Raw genomic sequence first — 22,457 nt, 5'->3', positions numbered from 1 at the left:
GGTGTATGCATGACCGAAAGTGCGAGCCCCCACATTTCGCATCCTCGGATCGTCGTGCTGGCGGTACAGCCCGGTGATCCCCCCTTCCGCATCGTCGAGATCGACGGAGACGTGGTCGGCCAGGCGACGGGCATCACGGACGTGCTCTTCCACGCAGCGGTCGCCGGCATCACCGTCCATGACCTCGACGATCCGGACGCGGTGCGCTGGGTGGGCGGTGACAAGTACACCTGGCGGGTGCACAAGGTGCGCTAGACCTCATACGGTCCGTGAGCACCGGCTGCCTCCGTCCGCCAGGTGGTGTATGCGCCCTGCGTACCCGCCTCGGCCGGGAACAGCGGTGCCGGCAGTGCACTGCCGCTCCCGGCCCGGGGCGGACGAGGCATGCACACCGGAGGGGTGCAGTAGTCACTGCCTGCGCGCGGCCGGGCGGCGGTGCTCCGGACCGGTGGTGAGGTGGCCTCTGCGACCGTCCGTGACGCCGGTGAGGTCGTAGCGGAGTCGGTCGACCACACCTGCTCCGCGGACTCGTCGCGGACCCTGACCGCGATCTCGGAGCCCGCGGTCGGGGATGCCGGAGCCACTGCCGGCTCCGCGCGCCAGCGGGGGATCAGCCGGCCCTGCACGGTGAGGTCGTAGCGCACATCGGCGGCATCCGGTGTCTTCGGTCCCGCACACCCGCCCAGGGTGACCGCCCCGTCGTCCGCCTGGGAATCCAGGCACAGATCGGACTCGGCCATGCTGCGCAGCAGTCCGTCACTCTCGTACGACCACTGCTGGGTGGTCGCGGACGAGCATGGCGCCGGCTTCGGAGTTGCGGACGGAGGGCGGCGGTGGGCGCGGTCGTGGGTCCGCCGGCGCGCTCGGTGGCCCGGCTGTACGGCTCTCAGCAGAGCATCATCCACACGACGGCCGCGGTGATCGCGACGGTCGCGACGCCCGCCATCCCCGCGTGCACCCAGAAGACCGCGGATCCGCCGCGAAGCGGTGCTTCGTGGGGGAAGTCGCGCGTGTACGTCGCCTCGCGGAGCTGGATGCACCAGATGCATTCGTCCGCCCCGTGTACCGGCGATGCGACCTCGGTGCGTGCGCGTGGCGGACGGATGCCCGGAGCCTGGATGTCGTCGTCTCTGTCGAAGCCGTCCATACCTTTGGCCAACGGCTTCCCGCCGGCCGGGCAACGGCATCGGGGCTCACCGTGCCCCTTCGTCACCCGAGTGGCGGTCAGCGCACGCCCGTGTCGGATCCCTCCAGCGTGGTCGCCAGCTGCGCAGAGGCCCTGCGGAGTGCGAGCTCCAGGATGTCCGGGGAGTTGAGCAGGCCGCTGCCATCGGGCGGCTCCAGCCAGCGGATGGCCCCGGTGGTCCGTATGGGGGCGGGAGTGACGATCCACGCCCCCTTCCGGGCATAGCGAACGCCTGTGCCGGCCCAGAGGCTTGAGGTGTCCGGCGGAAGGAAGAAGCCGATCCGGTGCGCGTCGAAGTCGGCAAGTACCGGGCCGGGGTCGAAAAGGGGCAGGCGAAGCAGCACGTCGAGGGTGAACAGGCCGAGGTCTTCCGGGACGACCAGCACGTCCCAGAGCCGCCCGGCTGCAAGGAGTGTGGTGCCGGACTCCCCGTGTTCCCAGTCGCGTTTGCACTTCCTCGGGTCGGGCGCGGCGGCTGCGAGCCACTCCACCGCTCTCTTCGAGGCTGTTCGCTTCATTGTTCTCCCGTCTGACCGTGCCCCTGAACATGACGGACGCACCCCTTCGAGAGCGCACGCCGGGTGTCGTCAGGCCCGACGTGGATTTCCGGGGTGATCCATCCTTCTCCGGCCCGGAAGGGGTGGCGCAACGTGGCGTTTTCTGTGATGCACCTGTGAGTTGCCTGTAAGAGGAGCGTCAGCGTCACCGCGCAACACTCGCGTGCGCGGGGCGCGGAAGGGGGCGCGCAACACGATCGGGGTAACATTCAGTGGATTCACTGCTTCCGGTGGAGCGGTGCGAAGCCGTCGCACCACCGGCTCCCACAGCGCGTTGGATGAGGGCCATGGACAGTACATCCGCCACCCCTGGGTGCCTGCCAGGACACACGCACCATCACGCGACCTACGCCGAACTCACCGACGCCTACTGGCTTGAGCCGCCGATATACATCCACAGCCGGTACGCCGTGGATGTGGCCGAGGAAGACGCGGCGCGCGCGGAGGAGGGGGCAGACAGGGAAGAAGAGCCGCACCACAGCCCGCATCTGGAGCTACACCGCACCGCGGTACACGCCGCCGACTGAGCAGTCCTCACAGTCCGGGAGCGCCCCAGACCGGGAACCAGCGCGTCAGATCCTGTTCGATCCGCAGATCGTCCGCGACCGCCGCCCTGACCTGCAGTTCCAGGGCGTGGTCGCGGCGCTCGCCGGGCAGTGGCGCGAAGGGGTAGAACGTACCCCGCTTGTAGAGATAGACGAGCGCGAGCGTCCGTCGCTCCGCGTTGCGGAACCCCACCAGCGAGCACAGCAGCCCGGTGGCGAAACCGCTGTCCTGGAGGGTGCTGTTGACCGCGTGCAGATCCCCGACCAGGCCGGTCAGGTCCTCGGGGTCCCGCTGGGAGAGCAGCCATGTGTAGCCGTACTCGTCGCGGCTGAACTCCACGGGAATGCCGCCCCGGCCGCTGTCCGCGTCGAGCAGTTCCCGGGCATCCTGCCGGATCTGCTCGAAGGCCGCGCCCTCGGCGGTGGCGAAGCACACCGAACCGCGTCCGGTGGGTGTGAAGCCGACGGCGGCCTGCAAGGTGATCGCCGCCGATGGCAGCCCGAAGAGCCGGTCGAGATCAGGCAGCGCCGGTTTGCTGCGGCCCAGCAGTACGTCCAGGAGACCCACGGTGTCGTCAACTCCTCGGTGCGTCCGGGTGAGATCAGTGCGTACGCGCTGTATCAGGCCGGGCGGCTCAGCTGCTCGGAGATCTTCGCCAGCTGGTCCAGGCGCTGCTCCAGGGTCGGATGCGTGGAGAACAGGCGTCCCACCACGGCCCCGGCTCCGAGCGCGGGGATGAAGTAGAAGGCGTTGAACGCCTGTGCGGTGCGCAGGTCCTTCGTCGGAATCCGGGCGATGTCGCTCTCGAGCCGGGTCAGCGCCGAGGCCAGGGCGGACGGGCGGCCCGTGAGCAGGGCGGCGGCCCGGTCCGCGGCAAGCTCGCGGTAGCGCGACAGTGCCCGGATGAGGACGAAGCTGATCGCGTAGACGAGAGCGGAGACCCCCATGACGCCCAGGAACACGACGGCGGTGTTCTGGTCGCGGCGTCCCCCGAACATCTGGGAGTAGAACGCGAAGCGCACGATCAGTCCGGCGATGACACCCAGGAACGAGGCGATGGTGATCACCGCGACGTCCCGGTGGGCCACATGCGAGAGCTCATGGGCAAGCACACCCTCCAGCTCCTCCGGCTCCAGGCGGCGCTGCAGCCCCGTCGTCACGCAGAGCACTGCGTGATCGGCGTTGCGGCCGGTGGCGAACGCGTTCGGCATGTCCATGTCCGAGACGGCGAGCCGCGGTTTGGGCATGTCCGCGCTCGCGCACAACCGGTCGAGGATGCCGTGCAGTTGCGGCTGCTCCTCGCGGCTCACCAGGCGTCCTCGCATCGCGTACATCGCGATGCGGTCCGAGTACCAGTACTGGGCGCCGAGCATCGCCGCCGCGATGACGACCACCAGCACCCAGGACTTGAGGAGCACGATCAGGGCGGCCATGAAGGCCACGTACAGCAGGCCGAGCAGGAACAGCGTCAGCCCCATGCGGGCGGTCAGCTGCCGGTCGGGCTCGAATCGGGAGCGCATTGTCGTCATCACCCCAGTCACCCCGTGAAACGGCCGCCGGGTTGCGGCGGCTTCGCGGCGTCCACTCCATCATCGCGCATTCGCCGCGAAGCGGTTCCTGTGCGGAGGTGCTTCTGTCGGCCGCGTCGCACTCGGTGCGCGACTTGTTGCTTTGGGTGGTCGGCTTGTCGGTGGCCGGGGCTATCGTGGCCCCATGCGCGCCCTGAGCTACGAGCGTCACTGTGCCGAAATCGTCAGGCAGACGGAGCTGTTGAGATCCCGTGTCGACGACGCGGATCTGACCGTCGCCGTGCCCTCGTGCCCCGGCTGGAACGTCGGTCAGCTCCTGCGGCATCTCGGCGGCGCTCAGCGCTGGGCCGAGGAGATCGTACGAACGCGCGCGACGGAGCCGCCTTCCGACGAGCACTTCCGCGACCTCTCCGGATACACCGACGAGGACCCAGCCGTGCTCGGCCCCTGGCTGGTGAAGGGCGCCGCGCAGCTGGTGGACACGCTGCGGGCCGCCGGGCCCGACGCGCAGATGTGGACGCCGCTGGCGATCCGGACCGCCCGGTTCTACGCCCGCCGCTTCGCGCACGAGACGCTCATCCACGGGGCCGACGCCACACTGGCGCTCGGCGAAGACTTCACGGTGGACGAGGAGGTCGCCCTCGACGCCTTCGACGAGTGGATGGAGCTCCACTCGCTGCCGGAGATGTTCGAGTACCACCCGGAGATGCGCGAGCTGCTGGGCCCCGGCCGCACGCTCCACTTCCATGCCACCGACACCCCGCCGGAGGCGGGTGCGGAGTGGCTGGTCGACCTCACCGGTGACGCCATCGTCTGGCGCCGCGCACACGAGAAGGCCGCCGTCGCCGTGCGCGGCCGCCTCGCCGACCTGCTGCTCCTCGTCTACCGCCGACTGCCCGCGCACAGCGAGGCCTTCGAGGTCTTCGGCGACGAACAGTTGCTCGACCTCTGGTGGGAGCGGGTCGGCTTCGGATGAGGCTCTGACGCGGCGGCCGGGGGGCTCGTAGGACATGCCGTGGGAGCGGCAGACATGATGGAGGCATGGCACCGCGGGGTGTCCTGACCACGTCCGCCTGGGTCGTCGCGAGGCCCGGGCCGGTCGACGACGGCCCGCTGCGGCGGGTCGAGCGGGAGGTACCGGCGCCGGGGCCGTACGAGCTGCTGCTGGAGGTGCGGGCGTGCGGTGTGTGCCGTACCGACCTGCATCTGGCGGAAGGCGACCTCGCCCCGCGGATGCCGCAGTGCACTCCCGGCCATGAGGTGGTCGGACGCGTCGTCGCCGCCGGTCAGGCCGTGGAAGGGGTGCGTGCCGGAGACCGGGTGGGGGCCGCCTGGCTGGCGGGGACCTGCGGAGAGTGCCGTTTCTGCCGGTCGGGACGGGAGAACCTGTGCCCCGGGTCCCGGTACACCGGCTGGGACATCCACGGTGGCTACGCCGGACACACCGTCGTCGACGCACGGTACGTCTACGAGCTGCCGCAGGGATGGACGGACGAGGAGGCCGCGCCCCTGCTCTGTGCCGGAATCATCGGCTACCGCGCACTGCTCCGCGCAGATCTGCCCGCCGGAGGGCGGCTCGGCATCTACGGCTTCGGTGCCTCCGCGCATCTGACGGCCCAGCTCGCGATCGCCCGCGGAGCCACCGTGCACGTGGTCACCCGCTCCGCCGACGCCCAACGCCTCGCACTGGAGCTGGGAGCCGCGTCGGCCGGCGCGGACGGACCGCCGGAGCCGCTGGACTCCGCCGTCCTCTTCGCGCCGGCCGGCGGCCTCGTGCCGGTGGCGCTCACGGCGCTCGACCGGGGCGGGACGCTCGCCGTGGCGGGCATCCATCTGACCGCGGTGCCCGGCCTCGACTACGCACGCCATCTGTTCCAGGAACGCACCCTGCGCAGCGTCACCGCCAACACACGCGAGGACGGGCGCGCCTTCCTGGCGGAGGCGGCGCGGCTGCGGCCCGGCGTCCGGCTGGTGCGCTACCCCATGCGGGAGGCGGACCGGGCGCTGGCGGACCTCGCCCATGGACGCATCACAGGCGTCGGCGTACTGGTCTCGGACCGAGCGGACGTCCGGCGAACCCGGTGATTCGTCGTGCTGTCGCTGCAGCATGCGACACAGAGCGGACGCAGAGTGTTCGAGAAATGGTCACAAGGGCTGCGCAAGGCTTCCGAAAGCGCTGTAATTGCGGACGTGGGGAGTCGGAGTGAGGGTGCAGCGGACCGCCGATCGCGGACCCTCCGTGCCGAACTCGCCCTCAAGACGCTCCCCGCCGACGCCGGTCCCCAAGACCGGCTCCGCTCGGTCGTCGAGCAGGCACTGGTCTTCTCCGGGGCGACACTGGTGGCCGTCTACGCGATCGACGGAGCGGCCGGCGCGCTGGGTCTGGTCGCGTCGGCCGGCTTACCACGGGCGCTGTACGGGCTGCGGGAGGCCTATCCCGTATCGGGAGGATCACCGGTGGCGGCCGCACACCGTTCCGGTGGGGCGTTGTGGCTGACGCCCGAGGAGCTCGCCGCCGCTCATTCGGAGAACATGCCCGCCGACGACTTCTCGTTGGCCGTCCTGCCGCTGGGCGATGGCAGGCGCACGGCCGGGTGCCTGCTCGCCGTGACGGACGGCCCGGACGGATTCGGCGCTGACGAGCGGCGGTGCCTGGAGCTGTATGCCACGGCGGCAACGGGCCTCTTGCCGTCTCCGCACATGCCCGCACCCGCGGTCACGCCCGTATCGTCGCTTCCCGTCTCCCCTCACGTCCCGTCGCAGCCCGGGGCCTCGCATGCGCCCGATGCGCAGGTCCCCGAGGCGTCCCACGCGCAGTCGGCCACCCCCGCCGCCCGCGGGGATGCCGCCGGGCGCGACAGCTCGTTCAGCCTGGCCATGGACACCGGGCGCATCGACGTGGACGAACAGGTGCTCGACCTCTTCGGGCTGGCGCCGGCCGAGTTCGACGGAAAGGTGGAGACGCTGCTGGCGCTCACCGTGCCGGAGGACCTTCCCACCCTGATGTCCGTCGTCGAAGCGGACCACATGACCATCGGCGACCGTGAGCTGGAGTTCCGCATCCGGCAGCCCTCCGGTGAACAGCGGTGGCTGCGCCTGCGCGGACAGCTCTTCTCCGCCGGGGACGGCCGTCCGGCCCGGCTGCTCGGCACCGTCGTCGACGCCTCCGACCTGCGAACCCGGGGCAACGACGTCGCCCGCGTACAGCGGCTGGCCGCGGTGCTGGCCACGGCGGGCACCGTCCGCGAGGTCAGCCAGGCGGTCGTGAGCGCCCTGCGGTCACCGATGGAGGCCGACCGGATGGCGCTGGCGGAGCTGGAAGGCGACAGGCTCGTGGTCACCGTCCTCGATCCGCCGGAACCCGAGGCCTGGCCCGAGGTGTGGCGCAGCGAATGGCGCTCGGAGTGGCCGGACGCCCCGGTGCGCGCCATGCCCACACTGGCGGCGGCGCTCCGCGAGGGGCGCGCCGCGGTCTGGCCGGCCGGGACCGAGCTCGAGCCGCCGCTCGCCGAGGTCGGAAGCGGCGGGCTCGCCGTTCTCCCGCTGCCGGCCGGCGACCGTATGGCGGGGGTCTGCCTCATCGGCTGGGACACCCCGCACGACTTCGGCGCCGACGAACGCGCCCTGCTCACGGCGGTCGCGGGCCTCGCGGGGCAGGCGCTGATGCGGGTCCACGCCCTGGACGCCGAGCACGAACTCGTCGGCATGCTGCAGCGGACCCTGCTGCCACGCAGACTGCCGACGCTGCCGGGCGGCGAGGCCGTCGCTCGCTATCTGCCCGCCACGGCCGGCCTGGAGGTGGGCGGCGACTGGTACGACGTGATCCCCCTGCCCGACAACCACGTGGCCCTCGTCATCGGCGACGTCCAGGGACACAACGCCGGAGCCGCGACCCTCATGGGCCAGATGCGCACGGCCCTGCGCGCCTACGCCATCGAAGGGCACCCCCCGGACGTCGTCGTCTCCCACGCCAACCGCCTGCTGGTGGGCATGGAGACCGACCTCTTCGCCACCTGCTGCTACGTCGACGTCGACATGGAGGACGGCACAGCCTGGTGCGTACGGGCAGGTCATCTGCCCCTGGTGCTGCGCCACCCGGACGGGACCGCCGAAGTGGTGGAGACCGAGGGCGGGCCGCCGCTCGGTGTGATCACCGAGGCCGAGTTCCCGATGACCCCGCTGCGGCTCGGGCCCGGGGCGCTCCTGGCACTCACCACCGACGGCCTGGTCGAGTCCGCGGACCTCGAACTCGACGACGGCATGCGCCGGCTGCGCGGCGCACTGTCCGCCACGCAGCAGGACGACCTCGGCCTCATGGCCGACGCACTGCTCTCCGACGCGCACCGGGGCGACGACGTGGCGCTGCTGCTGATGCGCTACGACGGCATGGCCGTACGGCCCGCCCGCGAGACCTGGACGGTGTGGCGGGTTCCGGAAGCGGCCCGCCACGCGCGCCGATTCACCCGGCGCACCCTGCGGAAGTGGGCGGTGACACGTGAGACCGACACCGTGCTGCTGGTCGTGTCGGAGCTGGTGACCAACGCCCTGGTGCACACCGAAGGGCCGGTACGGCTCGACCTCACACGGATCGAGGACCGGCTGCGCGTCGCGGTCGCCGACGCCTCACCCCGTACGCCGGTCAAGCCCGCGAACCTCGGCTGGGAGGCCACCGGGGGACGCGGAATCCTCCTGGTCGAGGCCGTGTCGGCGGCTTGGGGCACCGTCCCCGCCGGTGGCGGCAAACAGGTCTGGTGCGAGATCGCCATAGGGTGAGGTGACGCCCCGTCTTCACGCTGGTCAGGACGCTGCTCCACCTGGCCCTCATCGCCATGCCCACGCCTGGATCAACACGGATGTGCCGTACCGCCCCTGCTGTCCCATGGACCCGCAAACCCCCCTCGACCATGGGAGATTCTCATGCGGATCCGTACCACGGCCGCCGCGGCCGTCCTGGCCGTCGGCGCGATCTTCGGCGGCGCAGGCGCCGCGGTGGCCGACGCCGACACCGACGTCACTGTCCAGGGCGTCCTGACCGACGTCCCTCCGATCGACTTCCCGGACGATTTCCTCTACTCGTTGCTGGACTACCTCTCCGGCTTGCCCGACGACGTCTGCAACACCGTGGTCGATGCGGTGCAGGCGGTTGATCCGACGTTCGACTACACCTGTCCCAGCGGGTGATGACCGCCGGCTGTGGTGCCGTCGTGTCCCCATGTGTTCCGCGGCACCACAACCGGCAGGGCGGCCGATACGGTGGAGGGCGTGCGCCTGCTGCTGATGTCCGACACGCATCTGCCCCGCCGGGCCAGGGAACTTCCCCCGCAGCTCCTCGCCGAGCTTCCGGACGCCGACGTGGTGATCCACGCCGGCGACTGGGTGGACACGGCCACCCTGGACCTGCTGGAGAGCCGCGCGCGGCGGGTCATCGGCGTGTACGGCAACAACGACGGTCCCGAGCTGCGGGCACGGCTGCCAGAGGTGGCGCGGGCCGAACTCGGCGGCCTGCGCCTCGGAGTCGTCCACGAGACGGGTGCGGCCGAGGGGCGGGAACGGCGCTGCAGTGAGCGGTTCCCGGACCTGGATGTCCTGGTGTTCGGCCACAGCCACATCCCCTGGGACAGCACGGCGCCCGGCGGTCTGCGGTTGCTGAACCCGGGCTCGCCCACCGACCGGCGCCGCCAGCCCCACTGCACGTACATGACCGTCGTCGTGGAGGAGGGCCGGCTGACCGAGGTGCGGCTGCACCGGTTGCCGCCCCGGGCCGCTGAGGCGACCGGCCGACCTCGCGTTCCGCGACGACCGACGCCGCCCCTTCAGTGATCCTCTGCGGCCGGCTCCAGTACGAAGACGGGGATCACCCGGTCGGTCTTCTTCTGGTACTCGGAGTAGTCCGGCCACGCCTCGACCGCGCGCTCCCACCACACGGCCTTCTCCTCGTCCGTGACCTCACGCGCCGTCATGTCCTGGCGCACCGGGCCGTCCTGGAGCTCCACCCTGGGGTCGGCCATGACGTTGTGGTACCAGACCGGGTGCTTGGGGGCGCCGCCCAGTGAGGCGACCACGGCGTAGACGCCGTCGTGCTCCACCCGCATCAGCGGGGTCTTGCGGATCTTGCCGGTCCTGGCGCCACGAGTCGTCAGGATGATCACAGGCTTGCCCCGCATCGTCGTTCCTTCGGTGCCGCCCGAGCTCTCGTAGAGCTCGACCTGGTCACGCGCCCAACGGGTCGGGCTCGGCTCGTACTCGCCCTCAAGAGGCACAGGTTCCTCCGTCGTTCCGCTTCGTGTGTCGCTGACGTCCCATCATCCTCGCGCGTGATCGTCATCGGGGCGATTCAACGGATTCGGAACTCGATGAGTTTGATTCCGGGAGCGGGGTGCGCAGGGCGGTGTGGTTGTCGTGCCAGGCCTCGAGAAGCCGGCGCCCGAGCCGGTCCTCGAGCAGACCGGTGGCGTCGATGCCGAAGGCCACGTCGTCGGCGAGCGCGGGCTCGTCCGCGAGCAGGCCGCCGATGACGTCATGCCGGACGACCTGTTCGTGCACGGCGTCGGCCTCCACGTGCTCGGCGTAGAAGCGCTCGGCGGCCGGGCCCGCGCCGGTACGGCGCATGGCCTCCGCGAGGCGCCGCGAGCCGGGCGGCGACGTCACCTCGACGAACGCGAAGTGCCCGACCAGAGCGCCGCGGAGGACCCGGTGCAGTCCGAACAGCGACATGAGGTTGACCGTGGCCAGCGCTTCGGCGGGCGCGACGTCGACGTAGTGGCCGTAGGTGGTGTCCAGACCCAGGTCCGCCATCAGGTCGGCGAAGAGCCGGGCATGGATGTCCTCGGCATGGCCGGCGCCGAACTCGTCGTACTCGACGGCGACCATGGCGGCCTTGGCGCGGCCCCGCAGCCGGGGGATGACCCAGGCGTGGGGGTCGGCCTCCTTGAGGTGGTAGAGCGAACGCACCGCGGCGTACTCGCGCAGGTGCCACAACTGCCCGTGGTCCCTGAGGAAGTGCGTGACGCTGGTGCCGTCGTCGCCGACCGGTTCGACGAGCAGGTCCGCGAGCGCGTCGTCCACGCTCCTGCCGTGCGGGGTGTCGGCCCGCAACCTGGTGAGGAAGCGGTCCTCCAGGATGCCGCGCAGGCCCAGCAGACCGGCGTTCCATTCGAGGTGGTCGTCGACTCCCTCGAAGCCTCGATAGTGCATTTCGTACAGGATGTAGAGGGCCAGGTGCAGATCCTCGCCGTACGGATCGGCGCGGGCCACGTCCGCGTGGACCGGCAGGGGGTGCGCGGCGCCCTGCAGCGCCGGGATCACCGAGGAGGACAGGGGGCCGCGCGGCTGCGGAAGTGCGGTACCGGCGGGTCGCCTGAGCTGCGACCGCACCAGCCTGCGCCGTTCTTCCCGGGACGAGGGCATCGGGCGGCCTTCCTGGGAGGTGGTCATCCTGCCGCTCCGTCCGAAGCGGAGCCCGGCCGCTGCCGTTCGCCCCTGACGCGGCGGCGGTGGCTCGTGTCGCACCACGGATACGTACGGCTGCGCCGGCAGGTGCAGATCGCTGCGGCGAACCGCTGCGAGGTCACGATGCTGCCGTCCGCCAGGACGACCTCCACGGGGCCCTCCACCACGATGGGCCCGTCGCGGTCGATGGTGACCCGGCGGGGGCGGTCAGATGCGTTCGGCACGGACGACCACCAGCTCTTCCTGCTCGTCGTCGATGTCCAGCAGGCCGCGCGAGCGAAGCCACGACAGCCGGGAGCGGACGACCGGCCCGAACGGGACGGACATCCGGTCGGCGACCTCGGCCCACAGCCCGGCGGCGGACAGGCGCCTCAGGGTGGCCTCGGTCCCGCACAGGGCGGAGTGCACGAGGAGCAGCACACCGTGCGGGCGCAACTGGGCCGGCGCCGTGTCGCAGATGCGGTCCACGAACGCCCGCCCGTCGAAACCGGCGTCCCATGAGCGGGCCATGCCGTCTCGCGGCGGAGGGCCGGGAGGCGTGGGCACATAGGGAGGGTTGCTGAGGACGACGTCGAACGACCGGCCGCGTACCGGCTCCAGCAGGTCACCTCGGTGGACGGTGATGCGACGTCCGGCCAGCAGCGCGTTGAGCCGCGCCGTCACAACGGCCCGCCGTGAGATGTCCGTCGCGGTGACCCGGGCTCCCAGGCGCGCGGCGTACAGGGCCAGTGCTCCGCTTCCGGTTCCCACGTCGAGCACGTCCGTGCCGGCTCCCACGGCTTCCCGGCGTAGGGCCTCTGCCAGCAGATATGTGTCGTCCTGCGGCGTGTACACCCCTGGCGGCGCAAGGACGTGATCCATTCCGGGCAGCCGCACGGCTGCTGCCGTGGTCATCCGACACCTCCGTCACGCGGCACACCGGCCACTCGCTTCCGTCGGGCTTGCGGGTGCCCCGCAGGGAGTGATCCATACGTCGGGGAGATGCACGCGCCCGACGGTGCGGTCGCGTGTTCGCCACACCCCCTGCTCCGTACGAGGAGCGCCATCGCCTACTCCGTATGGGGAGCGCCACGCCCAGGCGGCCGACCACTCCATGTTGCAGTGAAGTTACACAGCGTATCGGTTCCGGCGGATTTGGGGTGAGAGAGTGTGCAGGTCAGGGGCATGGTCGGCTACCCAGGGTGCTCCTGTTGCAGGAGTGGAGCCATGCCCCCACGCTGGAGGCAACTCAGAAGCGACCACTGCTCACGCTTCGTGTTCGGGACTCTCCCATCCGGGTGAGGCGAATGCAGTGAGCTTCGCGGGTGAGGAGCCAAGAAATGAACGTTCCGGTCAACAGCAGCTACTACCTAGTCGAAGTAGAAGCGCGCCGAGAACGGGTTCCGCAGATCAGGCGCATCGTGGCCGCGCATCTCAGGTACTGGAGACTCGCGAACCACATCGGCCCGATGTGCCGCGGTGTTGACGAGCTGATGCTGAACGTCGTGGAGCACACCGGCGACGACAAGCGATGCGTCGTCGAGCTGTGGTGGAACGGCAAGAACCTGATAGCCGCCGTGGCCGACTACGACCGCCGTATGCCGCGGCTGCTGGGCCCCACGCAGGGCGGTCTCGCGCGGATCGCGGCCATGAGCGACGGCTGGGGCGCCTACGGAACCCCCGACGGCAAGCTCGTCTGGTTCTCGAGGCGCGTCAAGGCCCTCGACCGCGAACCGCTGGCCTGGTCCAATCCTGCACCGTTCCTGCAGGAGGCGAAGCGGGGTCCGGAGAGTCCGTCGCTGGTCCCGGTCGGCATACCGCTCATCGGCCTGGACGACGTCCGGGAGCCGGAGCGTGAGCTGGTCGAGGTCGTGCCCGCCGCCCGCCTGGTGCGGCAGCGGGCCTGACGTCCCCGAAGCCGTGGCGCATGCGTGGCGCATTCATTACGGAATGCCCCTCCGTGTCCGGCGCTCGGAAGTGGGTACTTGCCCATAGGCTCAAGTCCGCCGACGAGCGCTGCACGGCCTTCAGGCGGACGATGGGCGTCCTGGCTCTCTGCTTCCCAGGGGCAGCGGCCCCGGGGGACGTCCGTCGATCGGAAGACAGAGGTGATCGTCGGCCCCCATGGGCCCGGCGAGCCTTCACACGAACGAGACGCTGACTGCGATGGACAAGAACACCACGGCAAACCCGGCACACATGACCACGAGCGATGCCGTCTACGGAGCCCCCTGCTGGGTCAGCCTGATGACCCGCGATCTCGAGGAGGCGCAGGAGTTCTACAGCGCGGTCCTCGGATGGCACTTCAGGCCGACCAGGCTCGGCGACGAATTCAGCGTCGCCCTCTCGGGCGGTGTGCCGGTCGCGGGCATCGGCGCTCTCGCGCACGCCCTGCAGGTGGCCGTGGCCTGGACGCCGTACTTCGCCGTCAGCAATGCCGACGAGGCCGCGGCGCGCGTCAGGGAGCGCGTCGGCACGATCGCGGTCGGGCCGTTGACCTTCTCTGCGGGACGCGGTGCGCTCGCGGCCGACCGTGAAGGCGCCGTCTTCGGCATCTGGGAGGGCGAGCTCTTCGCGGGCTGGGGGACATGGCAGGACGAGGCACCGGCCTGGCTGCGGCTGCGCACCAGGGACGCCTTCGAGGCGGCGATCTTCTACGGCGAAGTCCTGGGCTGGGCCAGCGGCAAGCCGGGCTCCTGCGAGGTCGAGTACCGGGACGACGAAGTCCATCTGCGCTGCGGCGGGCACATCCTCGCCCGCTTGAGTTCCGGTGCCCTCGAAGCCGCCGCGGACCCCACGATCAGACCCCGCTGGCAGGTCATCTTCACCGTCCCCGACGTGGACGAGGCGGCCAAGGCGGCGGTCGGGCTCGGCGGCACGATCATGGAGGAGCAGAAGACGAGCCTCGGCGAGGAAATCACTCTGCGCGACGTGGAGGGCGGTCTGTTCACCATCGCACCCCGCTCCGCAGAGGAGGGCCCGGGCGCGTTGCGCATGTGACGCCGGACGCGTGCCGGCGCGCTGGACCGAACGGCCGAGTTGCAGGTTTGCGGGCGCCCGGCTGCGGCTAAGCACCTGCCGCGCTGATGCCGTGATGGCGTCAGGCCTGTCCTCGGCGTACGGAGGGTGCATGCCGCAACTCGGCGAAGAGGTGGCGCAGTCGGCACCGGAGGCGGGACCGATGGGGCCGGGCCGCCGGATCTCCGCCGGGAACAGGCTGCTGAACTACCTGACGACCACCGACCACAAGGTCATCGGGAACATGTACATGGTGACCGCCTTCGGGTTCTTCCTGCTGGGCGGTTTCCTGGCGATGCTGATGCGGGCCGAACTCGCCCGGCCGGGACTGCAGTTGGTGTCGTCGGAGCAGTACAACCAGCTGTTCACCATCCACGGCACGGTCATGATGCTGCTCTTCGCCACGCCGATGTTCGCCGGCTTCGCCAACGCCGTGATGCCGCTGCAGATCGGGGCACCCGATGTGGCCTTCCCGCGGCTGAACGCACTGACCTACTGGCTGTTCCTGTTCGGCGGGCTGATCGTCGTCTCCGGGTTCGTCGTCCCGGGTGGCGCGGCCGCCTTCGGCTGGTTCGCGTACGCGCCGCTCAACAGCTCCGTTCGCGAACCCGGCGCGGGCGGGACCCTGTGGGCGATGGGGCTCGTGCTGGCGGGCCTCAGCACCACGCTGGGTTCGGTGAACTTCATCGCCACCATCGTGTCCCTGCGCGCGCCGGGCATGACGATGTTCCGGATGCCGATCTTCACCTGGAACATCCTGTTCACGTCCATCCTGGCGCTGCTCGCTTTTCCCGTACTGGCCGCCGTACTGCTCTGCCTGGTCGCGGACCGGAAATTCGGTGCCCTTGTCTTCGACGCGGCCAACGGGGGTGCGATCCTCTGGCAGCACCTGTTCTGGTTCTTCGGCCACCCCGAGGTGTATATCGTCGCTCTGCCGTTCTTCGGCGTGGTCAGTGAAATCATCCCGGTGTTCAGCCGCAAGCCGATGTTCGGATATCTGGGCATGGTCGGAGCAACGTTCGCCATCACCATGCTGTCCGCGGTCGTCTGGGCCCACCACATGTTCGCCACCGGAGCGGTTCTGCTGCCGTTCTTCGCCCTCATGTCGTTCGTGATCGCGGTGCCCACGGGAGTGAAGTTCTTCAACTGGATCGGCACGATGTGGCACGGCAGTGTCTCGTTCGAGACGCCGATGCTCTGGGCGATCGGATTTCTCGTCACCTTTCTGCTCGGCGGACTCAGCGGTGTGCTGGTCGCCTCGCCGCCGCTGGACTTCCATCTCACCGACTCGTATTTCGTCGTGGCGCATCTGCACTACGTTCTGTTCGGCACCGTGGTGTTCGCGATGTTCGGCGGGTTCTTCTTCTGGTGGCCGAAGTGGACCGGTCGCATGCTCGACGAACGCCTCGGAAAGATCCAGTTCTGGACGCTCTTCGTCGGATTCCAGGCGACGTTCCTCGTCCAGCACTGGCTCGGCGAGATGGGCATGCCACGGCGCTACGCCGACTACCTCGCCGCGGACGGATTCACCGTGCTGAACAGCATCTCCTCCATCGGTGCCTTTCTGGTGGGCCTGTCCAATCTGCCGTTCTTTTACAACCTGTGGAAGACCGCGAAACACGGGCCCAGGGTCGAAACCGAGGATCCCTGGGGATTCGGGCGGTCCCTCGAGTGGGCGACGTCCTGTCCTCCGCCGCGCCACAACTTCGTTGCACTGCCGAGAATCCGCTCGGATTCGCCCGCCTTCGACCTGCATCACCCTGAGGCCCGGCCGAGAATCCGCACCGAGGTCGGCGACGAGGAGACAACGGGAGAGGACAGGGAGAGACGGAGCCCCGACTCGCACGGAAGGCACGGCGTGTGAAAACCGAAGCATGGCTCTTCGCCGGGGTAGCGGCATTCTTCATCGTCACGGACATCGGCTATGCCTGGTTCGCCCAGGACCCGGCCGGCACCGCGGCGCTGACGGTCTCGTTCCTGATGGCCGGACTGATCGCGCTCTTCTTCACGCGGAAATACCGGCTCGGCGGCACGCGGCCGGAGGACCGCAAACGCGGGGAAGTGGCCGAACGCGTGGGCGCGTTGGACTTCTTCCCGCCGCGCAGTGGCTTTCCGCCGGTGACCGCCCTGGGCGCGGCGGTGGCGGCCCTGGGCGTCGTGTTCGGCCTGTGGCTTTTCGTGATCGGGCTGGTGGTGCTCGTCGGCGGCGTGGTGGGGATGGCCTTCGAGTACGTCCACAGGGGTGAGTGAGGCCGCTTCCGGGCGCTACTTCCTGCCCTCGGCAGCGGACGGTTCGGCGAGGATCTCCTCGACACGGCGCTGCTGCTCGGGCGTCATCGGCATCTCCACGCGATCGCCGTAGTACCAGGAGCTCAGTACGGCCCGAAGCCGCTGCAGACGCGCCGCGGGCCGCTGCGGCCGCGGCAGGGGGCGGGGCACGTCGCGCACCAGGATGCGGTAGCGCCGCCCCGCGTTCAGCGGGCGGTGGCTCTCGCTGATCCCGCCGTAGACGCTCTGGCTCACCTCGCCGGTCTCCTCCCCTTCGAGCAGGAGCCTCCGCTCGTGGTCCTGCAGAGCCAGGCAGAGCCGCTTCGTGACGACGAAGGCCACAACGGGCCCGGCGATGACGGCGATACGGAAGCTCCACGTCAGCGCATTGACGGAGACCCGGAAGGAATACGCGATCACGTCATTGCCGCCCGCGAGCAGCAGGACGCCGTAGAACACGACGGCGGCGACGCCCAGAGCGGTGCGGGTGGGCCGGTTACGAGGCCGGTCGCACAGGTGATGCTCCCGCCGGTCGCCCGTCACCCACCGCTCGAAGAACGGATAGACGAACAGCACGAGGAACAGCACGCCCGGCAGGACCACCGCGGGAAGGAACACGTTCCACATCACCGTGTGCCCGGCCGCCGTGGTCTGCCACGGCGGCATGATGCGCATGGCCCCCTCCAGAAAACCGACGTACCAGTCGGGCTGCGCGCCCGTGGCCACCTGGTCGGCGCGGTACGGGCCGTACAACCAGACGGGGTTGATCTGCGCGACCCCCGACAGGCCGGTCAGCAGACCGGAGACCATCAGGAACAGGCCCGTGGACTTGGCGGTGAACTGCGGGAACATCGGCTGCCCGACCACATTGCGGTTGGTCCGGCCGCGCACGGCCCACTGTGTGTGCTTGAGATACACGACAAGCATCAGATGGACGGCGATCAGAGCCACCAGAAGGCCGGGCACCAGCAGAATGTGGATGGCGTAGAGCCGGGGAAGGATGTCCTCACCCGGGAACTGGCCGCCCCAGATGAAGAAGCTGAGATAGGTGCCGAGGACCGGAATCGACATGACGATGGTGTTCGCCGTGCGCAAGCCCGTGCCCGACAGCAGATCGTCCGGCAGCGAGTAGCCGGCGAAGCCCTCCAGGAGGGCGAGAAGGAACAGGGTCACTCCGATGACCCAGTTCATCTCGCGCGGCTTGCGGAAGGCACCCGTGAAGAAGATCCGCAGCATGTGCAGCCCGATGGCACCGACGAACACCAGCGCCGACCAGTGGTGGAGCTGCCGGATCAGCAGCCCGCCACGGACGTCGAAGCTGATGTCGAGCGTGGAGGCGTAGGCCTGCGTCATGGCCTGGCCCCGCAGCGGCTCGTAGCTGCCCTCATAGACGCTCGGGGTCATGCCCGGCTGGAAGAAGAAGGTCAGATAGGTGCCCGTCAGGACGAGGACCACGAAGCTGTACAGAGCGAGCTCGCCCAGCAGGAAGGTCCAGTGGTCCGGGAACACCTTCCGCATCAGGCCCCGGCCCGCCTCGGACGCCGGCAGGCGGGCATCAAGGGCCTCGAAACCGGTGACCGCCCCCGCTTTCGCGGACGCTGTCAGCCTCTCCCTCCGCTTGCGGAACAGCATGGGCCACCTTCACTCCTGGTCACCACGGATGCGCTGAGTGTTCAGGTGAGCTGATGGGTAACCGGGGAGTGCTCCGGCCAATCGTGCGGGCTGTGGGGATTAGGCAGAACAGAGGCAAGCGTACAAGCGGTCACTTACGGGTGTTTATCGCGTCTTTTCTTCATGCCGGATGTCTATGTGTCGGCTTCATGCGGAACCGAGGCGGCCTCCGGCCGCGCGCGGTGCGACGGCCACAGATAGCTCTCCGCCGCCACGGCGGCCTCGCGTGCGTTGCGCCGGCCCATGAGTACGCACAAGGTGTAGGCGGTGTCCTCGAACCTTCGGCGCACCGTGAGATTGGACGGATCTGCGAGCATCATGCGTTCCCAGGCGCGATAACGGTTGAGAAGGCGGGCGACCCGTGCCTTGTCGGGCTGAAGCATTGCACTACTCCCCTCCGGGACGGATTGGGATTCGTTGTGCCGGACGCCGAGCGCAAGAGCCACCCGAGCGGGCCATGTCGTTACACCTGGCCGTGTGCCGGGCTGTACGCCAGGCTGCTCCAGGAGTAATTTTCGCGCCTTCACCCGAATGCCTCTTGTTGGCGCTTCAACTTCACCGCAGAGCAGCCGCGTACCCCCGGGCCGCAGGCCCCGTGGTGCGCGGCTGACTCCTCGCTCGAATCGCGTGAATGCTCGCGCCTTCGGCGTCACGCCTCAGGTCGCGCCTCTGTCCGGCTGCCGAACTGCTCGCTCCGTGCCGCCCGGGCGGTCGTGGTCCCGCGGCCGGTCTTCGCTGCTGCTCCGGCGCAGACGAGGCCGAGCAGGACGGTAAGGGCGCCGATGACCACGTTGTTGACGATGACACCGACGTCGGGGCTCCGGCCGACCACCCACGGAGAGATGATCATCCAGACGCCGATGGCGCACATGGCCCAGCTCAGGCCGTACATCCTGGCGGGGTTGACGGTGAAGCCGAGGGCCAGCAGGCCGATGGCGACCCCCATGATGAGGTTGTGGCCCACGAGCGCGGGCTGGCTGGCGCCGAAGTGGAGGATCCACGGGGATGCGGCACAGTACAGGCCGATGAGGAACACCGGCGCATCCACGAGTACCACATCACGTCCGCCCAGTATGCGGGCGTAACGGTCCCGCATCTCGGAAACGTCGGGGTGAGCGGTTATGTCTCCCCGGTGCGAAACGTCGGCCATGAGACTCGTCTCCTTACCGTTCCTGCAAGTCTGACCGCGTTGCGCGGCGGAATGCCGCACATGTTCATTTTGCTCTTATTTCTTCTTTATGGGTAGGGCGTGTGAACAGGGCAAATCGTCACCGCGGGTCACCGGTGGCGGGCCGTTGAGCGCGTTCAGCGGGTGCGATGAGGCGTCTGGCGCGTACGGGTCCAGGTCAGCAGCTCCTCCGCGGACCAGCAGGTGACCACGCGCTCGGCGGGCACCCCGCACTCCTCGGCCCGGGCGCAGCCCAGGATCTGCCAGTCGAGCTGGCCCGGCGCGTGCGCGTCCGTGTCGACGGAGAACAGCACGCCCGCCTCGACGGCCCGGTGCAGCAGACGCCGCGGCGGATCGAGGCGTTCCGGACGGCTGTTGATCTCGACTGCCGTGCCCGACTCGGCGCAGGCGGCGAAAACCTCGTCCGCATCGAACTCCGACTCGGGCCGCCCGCGCCCGGAGACCAGCCGCCCGGTGCAGTGTCCGAGCACGTCCGCCAACGGATTGCGCACTGCCGCGACCATACGGCGCGTCATCGAGGCGGCGTCCATGCGGAGTTTGGAGTGCACGGACACGACCACGACGTCCAGGAGTTCGAGCAGCTCGGACTCCTGGTCGAGCGACCCGTCCGGCAGGATGTCGCACTCGATGCCGGTGAGCAGCCGGAACGGCGCCCACGTCGCGTTGAGTTCGGCCACCACGCGCAGTTGCTCCCGCAGCCGCTCGGCCGAGAGACCGCGTGCCACGGTCAGCCGGGGGGAGTGGTCGGTGAGCGCCACCCATTCGTGTCCCAGCTGCGCCGCCGTCCGCCCCATCTCCTCGATGGGGCTCCCGCCGTCGGACCAGTCGGAGTGCACATGGCAGTCGCCGCGCAGCAGCGCACGCAACCGCTCGCCTGCGCGCCCGGTACCACCGTCCGCGCTGCCGTCCGCCCCGTGCGGCGACGCGGCGTCCTGCTCGAGGCGCTGCAGATAGCCCGGCACCTCGCCGGCCAGGGCCTCGCGCACCACGTTCGCCGTCTTGGGCCCGATGCCCTTGAGCGCTTCCAGCGTCCCGGCGGCGACACGGGCCGCCACCTCTTCGTCCGTCATGGCCGCGACGGCATCGGCGGCGGTGCGGAAGGCCCGTACGCGGTAGGTCGGAGCCTGGGTCCGCTCCAGGAGGAACGCGATCCGCTTGAGTGCCTCGACGGAATCCATGGGCACCTCCTGCCGGCGGACCGGCGCCTCCGGCCCGGCCCGCGAGGTCACGGGCCCGCGGCTCCAGGTTCACTCAGCCGCCTCGGACCCGCACGGCGTGCGAGCCGCTCCTCGCGATGCCCGTACTGGAACTGCCGACCCGCTGAGGCGCGTGTCATTACGCCCTGAGCAGAGGGGATCAAGAGACCGTAAGTGATGTGCGACACCGGGGCTCGAGCAGAAAACGACCCTTATTGATCAGTTCCCATCAGGATGCCCTGGTCACCGGCTACGGAACCGAAAAAACTGCGAAACGATGTTGGTTTCGGGTATTTGACACCCCGCTGCGCGCGCGGGTAGGAAACAGCTCTGTGGAGCCGAGGGGTGAATTGTGCAGGAACCGAACATCGTGGGGGACTGGCAGGAGTACGACGACGAGCACCCAGGTCTCCGTGTTCGTGTCCATGATCTGAAAAAGGACGAGCCTCCGCGGGGTCGAGACGACCACGCGAAAGATCTCATCTACTTCAGTTTCCGCGTGACCGTGGAGAATCGCTCCGCGGAATCGGTGGCCATTCAGCTCGAGGACGGTCAACTGGACGTCCGGATCGGTGGCGACGGCGAAGGCGCGTTTCTCGACTGGCGCAATTCCCAGTTCATCGAGGGCTTCGACGTCTACCCCCTGCGTCGCGCCACAGCCACGATCTTCGCCGCCGGTCCGGAAGACGATCTGGAGATCGTCGACGTCCAGATCCAGCTGAGGGCCGACGAGGAATGGACCCGTCGTGGCGTGTGGGTCGGCGGCATCGGCGCGCCGCAGCCTTCGGCATGCGGCGGAAAGCGTCCCGGCGCCGCCAAGGACAGCATCGCCGCGCAGGTCAGCCGTTACCTCGAAGGGGAAACTGGAACGGCCTGACGGCCTGATTCCATGGTCATGGCGCCGAGGCGGCCACGGCGACCGGTGCCGAGGACGCGCGAGACGCCTCCGGCACCGGCCGCGTGACTCGCGGTCGGCTCAGCGGACTCGCGGTCGGGTCGGCGGGTGCTTCAGGCGGTTCAGGCCGCAGCACCCGTCATCGTGCGGCACGTCTCCGCACAGCGGCGACAGGACTCCGCACACCGCCTCATCTGCGGATCCTCCGGCATGGCCATACACGCCTCCGCGCACATGTCGCATGCCTTGGCGCACATCCTGCACATCTCGGTCGCCATGGGCGACCTGCGCATCATCATGTCCGCACATATGCGGGTCATCTCGGTGCAGTCCATCAGCGCCCGCATGATCTGCATCTGGGCCTGACCACCCATCTGCAGGCAGGAGCTCATGGTCTCCTCGCAGATGCTGTGGCACGACATGCAGGCCTCGACGCACTCCTGCATCTCCTTGCTCAGCGTGGTGGCGGTTCCGGGCTGCGGCATGGCTCCTCCTCGGGTTGCCGGGACCCGGGCCGGGTCCCGTCGCCCTTCCGTCGTACGCCTCCCCGCCGGCACACGCCATCGGGCGCAGGCGAACAGCCCACCCCGCGGTCGAGGCAGCAGAGGCACGCGTCAGTGCCTGCCGCCCTTGCTGTCCCTGTCCCTGTCCCTGTCCCTGCCCTTGCTGCTCTCGGGCCAGGCGCCGGTCGTGCGTTCGATGGCCTTGGCGCCGGCCCGGTCGACCACACTGCGGACGACGGCGAAGATCGCTCCCTGAACGGCGGCCGCCAGCAGTACCTCGCGCCAGGTCCGCTCCCTGTCGAGGGCGTCGGGGGCGTCCTCTTCGTGGCGCAGCGCCTTCCACGTCGCCTGGAAGGCCAGACCGGCCAGCGCTCCACTCGCCCAGCCGAGCACGACGCCGAACGGTTTGTAGACGCCCGGCAGCTTCTTCTTCTTGCGCACCTTGAGTCTCCTTCCTCGGGTTCGCGGGGG

General features: G+C 69.5%; 27 protein-coding genes. 12 read left to right on the top strand and 15 right to left on the bottom strand.

Translation table 11 applies throughout. The features are described 5' to 3' along the window. Positions 1–9 precede the first annotated feature (9 nt). Positions 10–255 carry a hypothetical protein gene (locus ACWD4J_RS12785; protein WP_451395357.1) on the top strand — a complete coding sequence of 82 codons (246 nt, stop codon included), beginning with the start codon at positions 10–12 and terminating at the stop codon, positions 253–255. On the opposite strand, the gene ACWD4J_RS12780 is transcribed toward ACWD4J_RS12785, so the two are convergent. From ACWD4J_RS12780 to ACWD4J_RS12770, 3 genes are all read right to left on the bottom strand, one after another. Continuing rightward, positions 252–905: a ricin-type beta-trefoil lectin domain protein gene (locus ACWD4J_RS12780; RefSeq protein WP_451395356.1), complete on the bottom strand. Its 654-nt coding sequence runs from the start codon at positions 903–905 to the stop codon at positions 252–254. The two genes, ACWD4J_RS12785 and ACWD4J_RS12780, sit on opposite strands and share 4 nt — an antisense overlap. Then, positions 887–1,159, bottom strand: a complete 273-nt coding sequence (locus ACWD4J_RS12775) for a hypothetical protein (RefSeq protein ID WP_451395355.1) — start codon at positions 1,157–1,159, stop codon at positions 887–889. The genes ACWD4J_RS12780 and ACWD4J_RS12775 overlap by 19 nt, the downstream gene beginning before the upstream one ends. 65 nt (positions 1,160–1,224) lie before the next feature. Next, positions 1,225–1,704, bottom strand: coding sequence for a hypothetical protein (locus tag ACWD4J_RS12770; RefSeq protein ID WP_451395354.1), 480 nt, complete (start codon positions 1,702–1,704; stop codon positions 1,225–1,227). Between the two features lie 326 nt (positions 1,705–2,030). Between ACWD4J_RS12770 and ACWD4J_RS12765 the strand changes: the two genes are divergently transcribed. After that, positions 2,031–2,270, top strand: coding sequence for a hypothetical protein (locus ACWD4J_RS12765; RefSeq protein ID WP_451395353.1), 240 nt, complete (start codon positions 2,031–2,033; stop codon positions 2,268–2,270). A 7-nt stretch (positions 2,271–2,277) separates the two neighbouring features. Here ACWD4J_RS12765 and pspAB read toward each other — a convergent pair whose 3' ends face one another. Beyond that, positions 2,278–2,856: a PspA-associated protein PspAB gene (gene pspAB / locus ACWD4J_RS12760; RefSeq protein WP_451395352.1), complete on the bottom strand. Its 579-nt coding sequence runs from the start codon at positions 2,854–2,856 to the stop codon at positions 2,278–2,280. A gap of 53 nt (positions 2,857–2,909) precedes the next feature. After that, entirely contained in the window at positions 2,910–3,809 is a 900-nt protein-coding gene (htpX, locus tag ACWD4J_RS12755; protein WP_451395519.1) for a zinc metalloprotease HtpX, read from the bottom strand. Between the two features lie 193 nt (positions 3,810–4,002). Between htpX and ACWD4J_RS12750 the strand changes: the two genes are divergently transcribed. The 5 genes from ACWD4J_RS12750 (at position 4,003) to ACWD4J_RS12730 (ending at position 9,638) form a co-directional block, all read left to right on the top strand. Then, positions 4,003–4,794: a maleylpyruvate isomerase family mycothiol-dependent enzyme gene (locus ACWD4J_RS12750; RefSeq protein ID WP_451395351.1), complete on the top strand. Its 792-nt coding sequence runs from the start codon at positions 4,003–4,005 to the stop codon at positions 4,792–4,794. A gap of 65 nt (positions 4,795–4,859) precedes the next feature. Continuing rightward, a complete protein-coding gene (locus ACWD4J_RS12745; RefSeq protein ID WP_451395350.1) occupies positions 4,860–5,903 on the top strand; it encodes a zinc-dependent alcohol dehydrogenase family protein in 1,044 nt (347 codons plus the stop codon). A gap of 255 nt (positions 5,904–6,158) precedes the next feature. Next, positions 6,159–8,591, top strand: a complete 2,433-nt coding sequence (locus tag ACWD4J_RS12740; RefSeq protein ID WP_451395518.1) for a SpoIIE family protein phosphatase — start codon at positions 6,159–6,161, stop codon at positions 8,589–8,591. Between the two features lie 144 nt (positions 8,592–8,735). Next, positions 8,736–8,999: a hypothetical protein gene (locus ACWD4J_RS12735; protein WP_451395349.1), complete on the top strand. Its 264-nt coding sequence runs from the start codon at positions 8,736–8,738 to the stop codon at positions 8,997–8,999. Between the two features lie 81 nt (positions 9,000–9,080). Next, positions 9,081–9,638, top strand: coding sequence for a metallophosphoesterase family protein (locus ACWD4J_RS12730; protein WP_451395348.1), 558 nt, complete (start codon positions 9,081–9,083; stop codon positions 9,636–9,638). Here the strand turns inward: ACWD4J_RS12730 and ACWD4J_RS12725 are convergent. The 4 genes from ACWD4J_RS12725 to ACWD4J_RS12710 all read right to left on the bottom strand — a co-directional run bounded on the left by ACWD4J_RS12725 (position 9,632) and on the right by ACWD4J_RS12710 (position 12,161). Then, positions 9,632–10,078, bottom strand: coding sequence for a nitroreductase family deazaflavin-dependent oxidoreductase (locus ACWD4J_RS12725; protein WP_451395347.1), 447 nt, complete (start codon positions 10,076–10,078; stop codon positions 9,632–9,634). The two genes, ACWD4J_RS12730 and ACWD4J_RS12725, sit on opposite strands and share 7 nt — an antisense overlap. 61 nt (positions 10,079–10,139) lie before the next feature. Next, entirely contained in the window at positions 10,140–11,225 is a 1,086-nt protein-coding gene (locus ACWD4J_RS12720; protein ID WP_451395517.1) for an iron-containing redox enzyme family protein, read from the bottom strand. 23 nt (positions 11,226–11,248) lie between these two features. Further along, positions 11,249–11,491, bottom strand: coding sequence for a CDGSH iron-sulfur domain-containing protein (locus tag ACWD4J_RS12715; protein ID WP_451395346.1), 243 nt, complete (start codon positions 11,489–11,491; stop codon positions 11,249–11,251). Then, positions 11,475–12,161: a HemK2/MTQ2 family protein methyltransferase gene (locus ACWD4J_RS12710; RefSeq protein ID WP_451395345.1), complete on the bottom strand. Its 687-nt coding sequence runs from the start codon at positions 12,159–12,161 to the stop codon at positions 11,475–11,477. The genes ACWD4J_RS12715 and ACWD4J_RS12710 overlap by 17 nt, the downstream gene beginning before the upstream one ends. Before the next feature lie 425 nt (positions 12,162–12,586). On the opposite strand from ACWD4J_RS12710, the gene ACWD4J_RS12705 reads away from it, so the two are divergent. The 4 genes from ACWD4J_RS12705 (at position 12,587) to ctaF (ending at position 16,514) form a co-directional block, all read left to right on the top strand. Further along, positions 12,587–13,153: an ATP-binding protein gene (locus ACWD4J_RS12705; protein ID WP_451395344.1), complete on the top strand. Its 567-nt coding sequence runs from the start codon at positions 12,587–12,589 to the stop codon at positions 13,151–13,153. 259 nt (positions 13,154–13,412) lie between these two features. Continuing rightward, positions 13,413–14,246 (top strand): VOC family protein, encoded by an 834-nt coding sequence (locus tag ACWD4J_RS12700; RefSeq protein ID WP_451395343.1) that lies wholly within the window; start codon positions 13,413–13,415, stop codon positions 14,244–14,246. 181 nt (positions 14,247–14,427) lie between these two features. Further along, on the top strand, positions 14,428–16,128 hold the full coding sequence (gene ctaD, locus ACWD4J_RS12695; RefSeq protein WP_451395516.1) for an aa3-type cytochrome oxidase subunit I: 1,701 nt from the start codon (positions 14,428–14,430) through the stop codon (positions 16,126–16,128). Continuing rightward, complete coding sequence (gene ctaF / locus ACWD4J_RS12690) at positions 16,125–16,514, top strand: aa3-type cytochrome oxidase subunit IV (protein ID WP_451395342.1); 390 nt, start codon at positions 16,125–16,127, stop codon at positions 16,512–16,514. The genes ctaD and ctaF overlap by 4 nt, the downstream gene beginning before the upstream one ends. Before the next feature lie 15 nt (positions 16,515–16,529). On the opposite strand, the gene qcrB is transcribed toward ctaF, so the two are convergent. From qcrB to ACWD4J_RS12670, 4 genes are all read right to left on the bottom strand, one after another. Continuing rightward, positions 16,530–18,164: a cytochrome bc1 complex cytochrome b subunit gene (gene qcrB, locus ACWD4J_RS12685; protein ID WP_451395341.1), complete on the bottom strand. Its 1,635-nt coding sequence runs from the start codon at positions 18,162–18,164 to the stop codon at positions 16,530–16,532. A 173-nt stretch (positions 18,165–18,337) separates the two neighbouring features. Next, positions 18,338–18,586 (bottom strand): DUF5133 domain-containing protein, encoded by a 249-nt coding sequence (locus ACWD4J_RS12680; protein ID WP_451395340.1) that lies wholly within the window; start codon positions 18,584–18,586, stop codon positions 18,338–18,340. Positions 18,587–18,852: 266 nt separating this feature from the next. After that, positions 18,853–19,353 (bottom strand): SPW repeat protein, encoded by a 501-nt coding sequence (locus ACWD4J_RS12675; protein ID WP_451395339.1) that lies wholly within the window; start codon positions 19,351–19,353, stop codon positions 18,853–18,855. A 155-nt stretch (positions 19,354–19,508) separates the two neighbouring features. Then, complete coding sequence (locus tag ACWD4J_RS12670) at positions 19,509–20,570, bottom strand: PHP domain-containing protein (RefSeq protein ID WP_451395338.1); 1,062 nt, start codon at positions 20,568–20,570, stop codon at positions 19,509–19,511. 370 nt (positions 20,571–20,940) lie between these two features. Between ACWD4J_RS12670 and ACWD4J_RS12665 the strand changes: the two genes are divergently transcribed. Then, positions 20,941–21,465, top strand: coding sequence for a hypothetical protein (locus ACWD4J_RS12665; RefSeq protein ID WP_451395337.1), 525 nt, complete (start codon positions 20,941–20,943; stop codon positions 21,463–21,465). A gap of 140 nt (positions 21,466–21,605) precedes the next feature. Here ACWD4J_RS12665 and ACWD4J_RS12660 read toward each other — a convergent pair whose 3' ends face one another. Beyond that, positions 21,606–21,968, bottom strand: a complete 363-nt coding sequence (locus tag ACWD4J_RS12660) for a four-helix bundle copper-binding protein (RefSeq protein ID WP_451395336.1) — start codon at positions 21,966–21,968, stop codon at positions 21,606–21,608. 129 nt (positions 21,969–22,097) lie between these two features. Next, positions 22,098–22,427 carry a DUF4235 domain-containing protein gene (locus tag ACWD4J_RS12655; protein ID WP_451395335.1) on the bottom strand — a complete coding sequence of 110 codons (330 nt, stop codon included), beginning with the start codon at positions 22,425–22,427 and terminating at the stop codon, positions 22,098–22,100. Positions 22,428–22,457: the final 30 nt, after the last annotated feature.

The organism is Streptomyces sp. NPDC002577 (assembly GCF_053594815.1).
Note: the sequence above shows the minus strand (reverse complement) of the source record. Positions and strands in the feature narration are given on the sequence as shown.

Coding starts and splice junctions, on each gene's coding strand:
- ACWD4J_RS12785 (WP_451395357.1), top strand. CDS start 10: ATGACCGAAAGTGCGAGCCCCCACATTTCGCATCCTCGGATCGTCGTG.
- ACWD4J_RS12770 (WP_451395354.1), bottom strand. CDS start 1,704: ATGAAGCGAACAGCCTCGAAGAGAGCGGTGGAGTGGCTCGCAGCCGCC.
- ACWD4J_RS12765 (WP_451395353.1), top strand. CDS start 2,031: ATGGACAGTACATCCGCCACCCCTGGGTGCCTGCCAGGACACACGCAC.
- htpX (WP_451395519.1), bottom strand. CDS start 3,809: ATGCGCTCCCGATTCGAGCCCGACCGGCAGCTGACCGCCCGCATGGGG.
- ACWD4J_RS12750 (WP_451395351.1), top strand. CDS start 4,003: ATGCGCGCCCTGAGCTACGAGCGTCACTGTGCCGAAATCGTCAGGCAG.
- ACWD4J_RS12745 (WP_451395350.1), top strand. CDS start 4,860: ATGGCACCGCGGGGTGTCCTGACCACGTCCGCCTGGGTCGTCGCGAGG.
- ACWD4J_RS12735 (WP_451395349.1), top strand. CDS start 8,736: ATGCGGATCCGTACCACGGCCGCCGCGGCCGTCCTGGCCGTCGGCGCG.
- ACWD4J_RS12720 (WP_451395517.1), bottom strand. CDS start 11,225: ATGCCCTCGTCCCGGGAAGAACGGCGCAGGCTGGTGCGGTCGCAGCTC.
- ACWD4J_RS12710 (WP_451395345.1), bottom strand. CDS start 12,161: ATGACCACGGCAGCAGCCGTGCGGCTGCCCGGAATGGATCACGTCCTT.
- ACWD4J_RS12705 (WP_451395344.1), top strand. CDS start 12,587: ATGAACGTTCCGGTCAACAGCAGCTACTACCTAGTCGAAGTAGAAGCG.
- ACWD4J_RS12700 (WP_451395343.1), top strand. CDS start 13,413: ATGGACAAGAACACCACGGCAAACCCGGCACACATGACCACGAGCGAT.
- ctaD (WP_451395516.1), top strand. CDS start 14,428: ATGGGGCCGGGCCGCCGGATCTCCGCCGGGAACAGGCTGCTGAACTAC.
- qcrB (WP_451395341.1), bottom strand. CDS start 18,164: ATGCTGTTCCGCAAGCGGAGGGAGAGGCTGACAGCGTCCGCGAAAGCG.
- ACWD4J_RS12680 (WP_451395340.1), bottom strand. CDS start 18,586: ATGCTTCAGCCCGACAAGGCACGGGTCGCCCGCCTTCTCAACCGTTAT.
- ACWD4J_RS12675 (WP_451395339.1), bottom strand. CDS start 19,353: ATGGCCGACGTTTCGCACCGGGGAGACATAACCGCTCACCCCGACGTT.
- ACWD4J_RS12670 (WP_451395338.1), bottom strand. CDS start 20,570: ATGGATTCCGTCGAGGCACTCAAGCGGATCGCGTTCCTCCTGGAGCGG.
- ACWD4J_RS12660 (WP_451395336.1), bottom strand. CDS start 21,968: ATGCCGCAGCCCGGAACCGCCACCACGCTGAGCAAGGAGATGCAGGAG.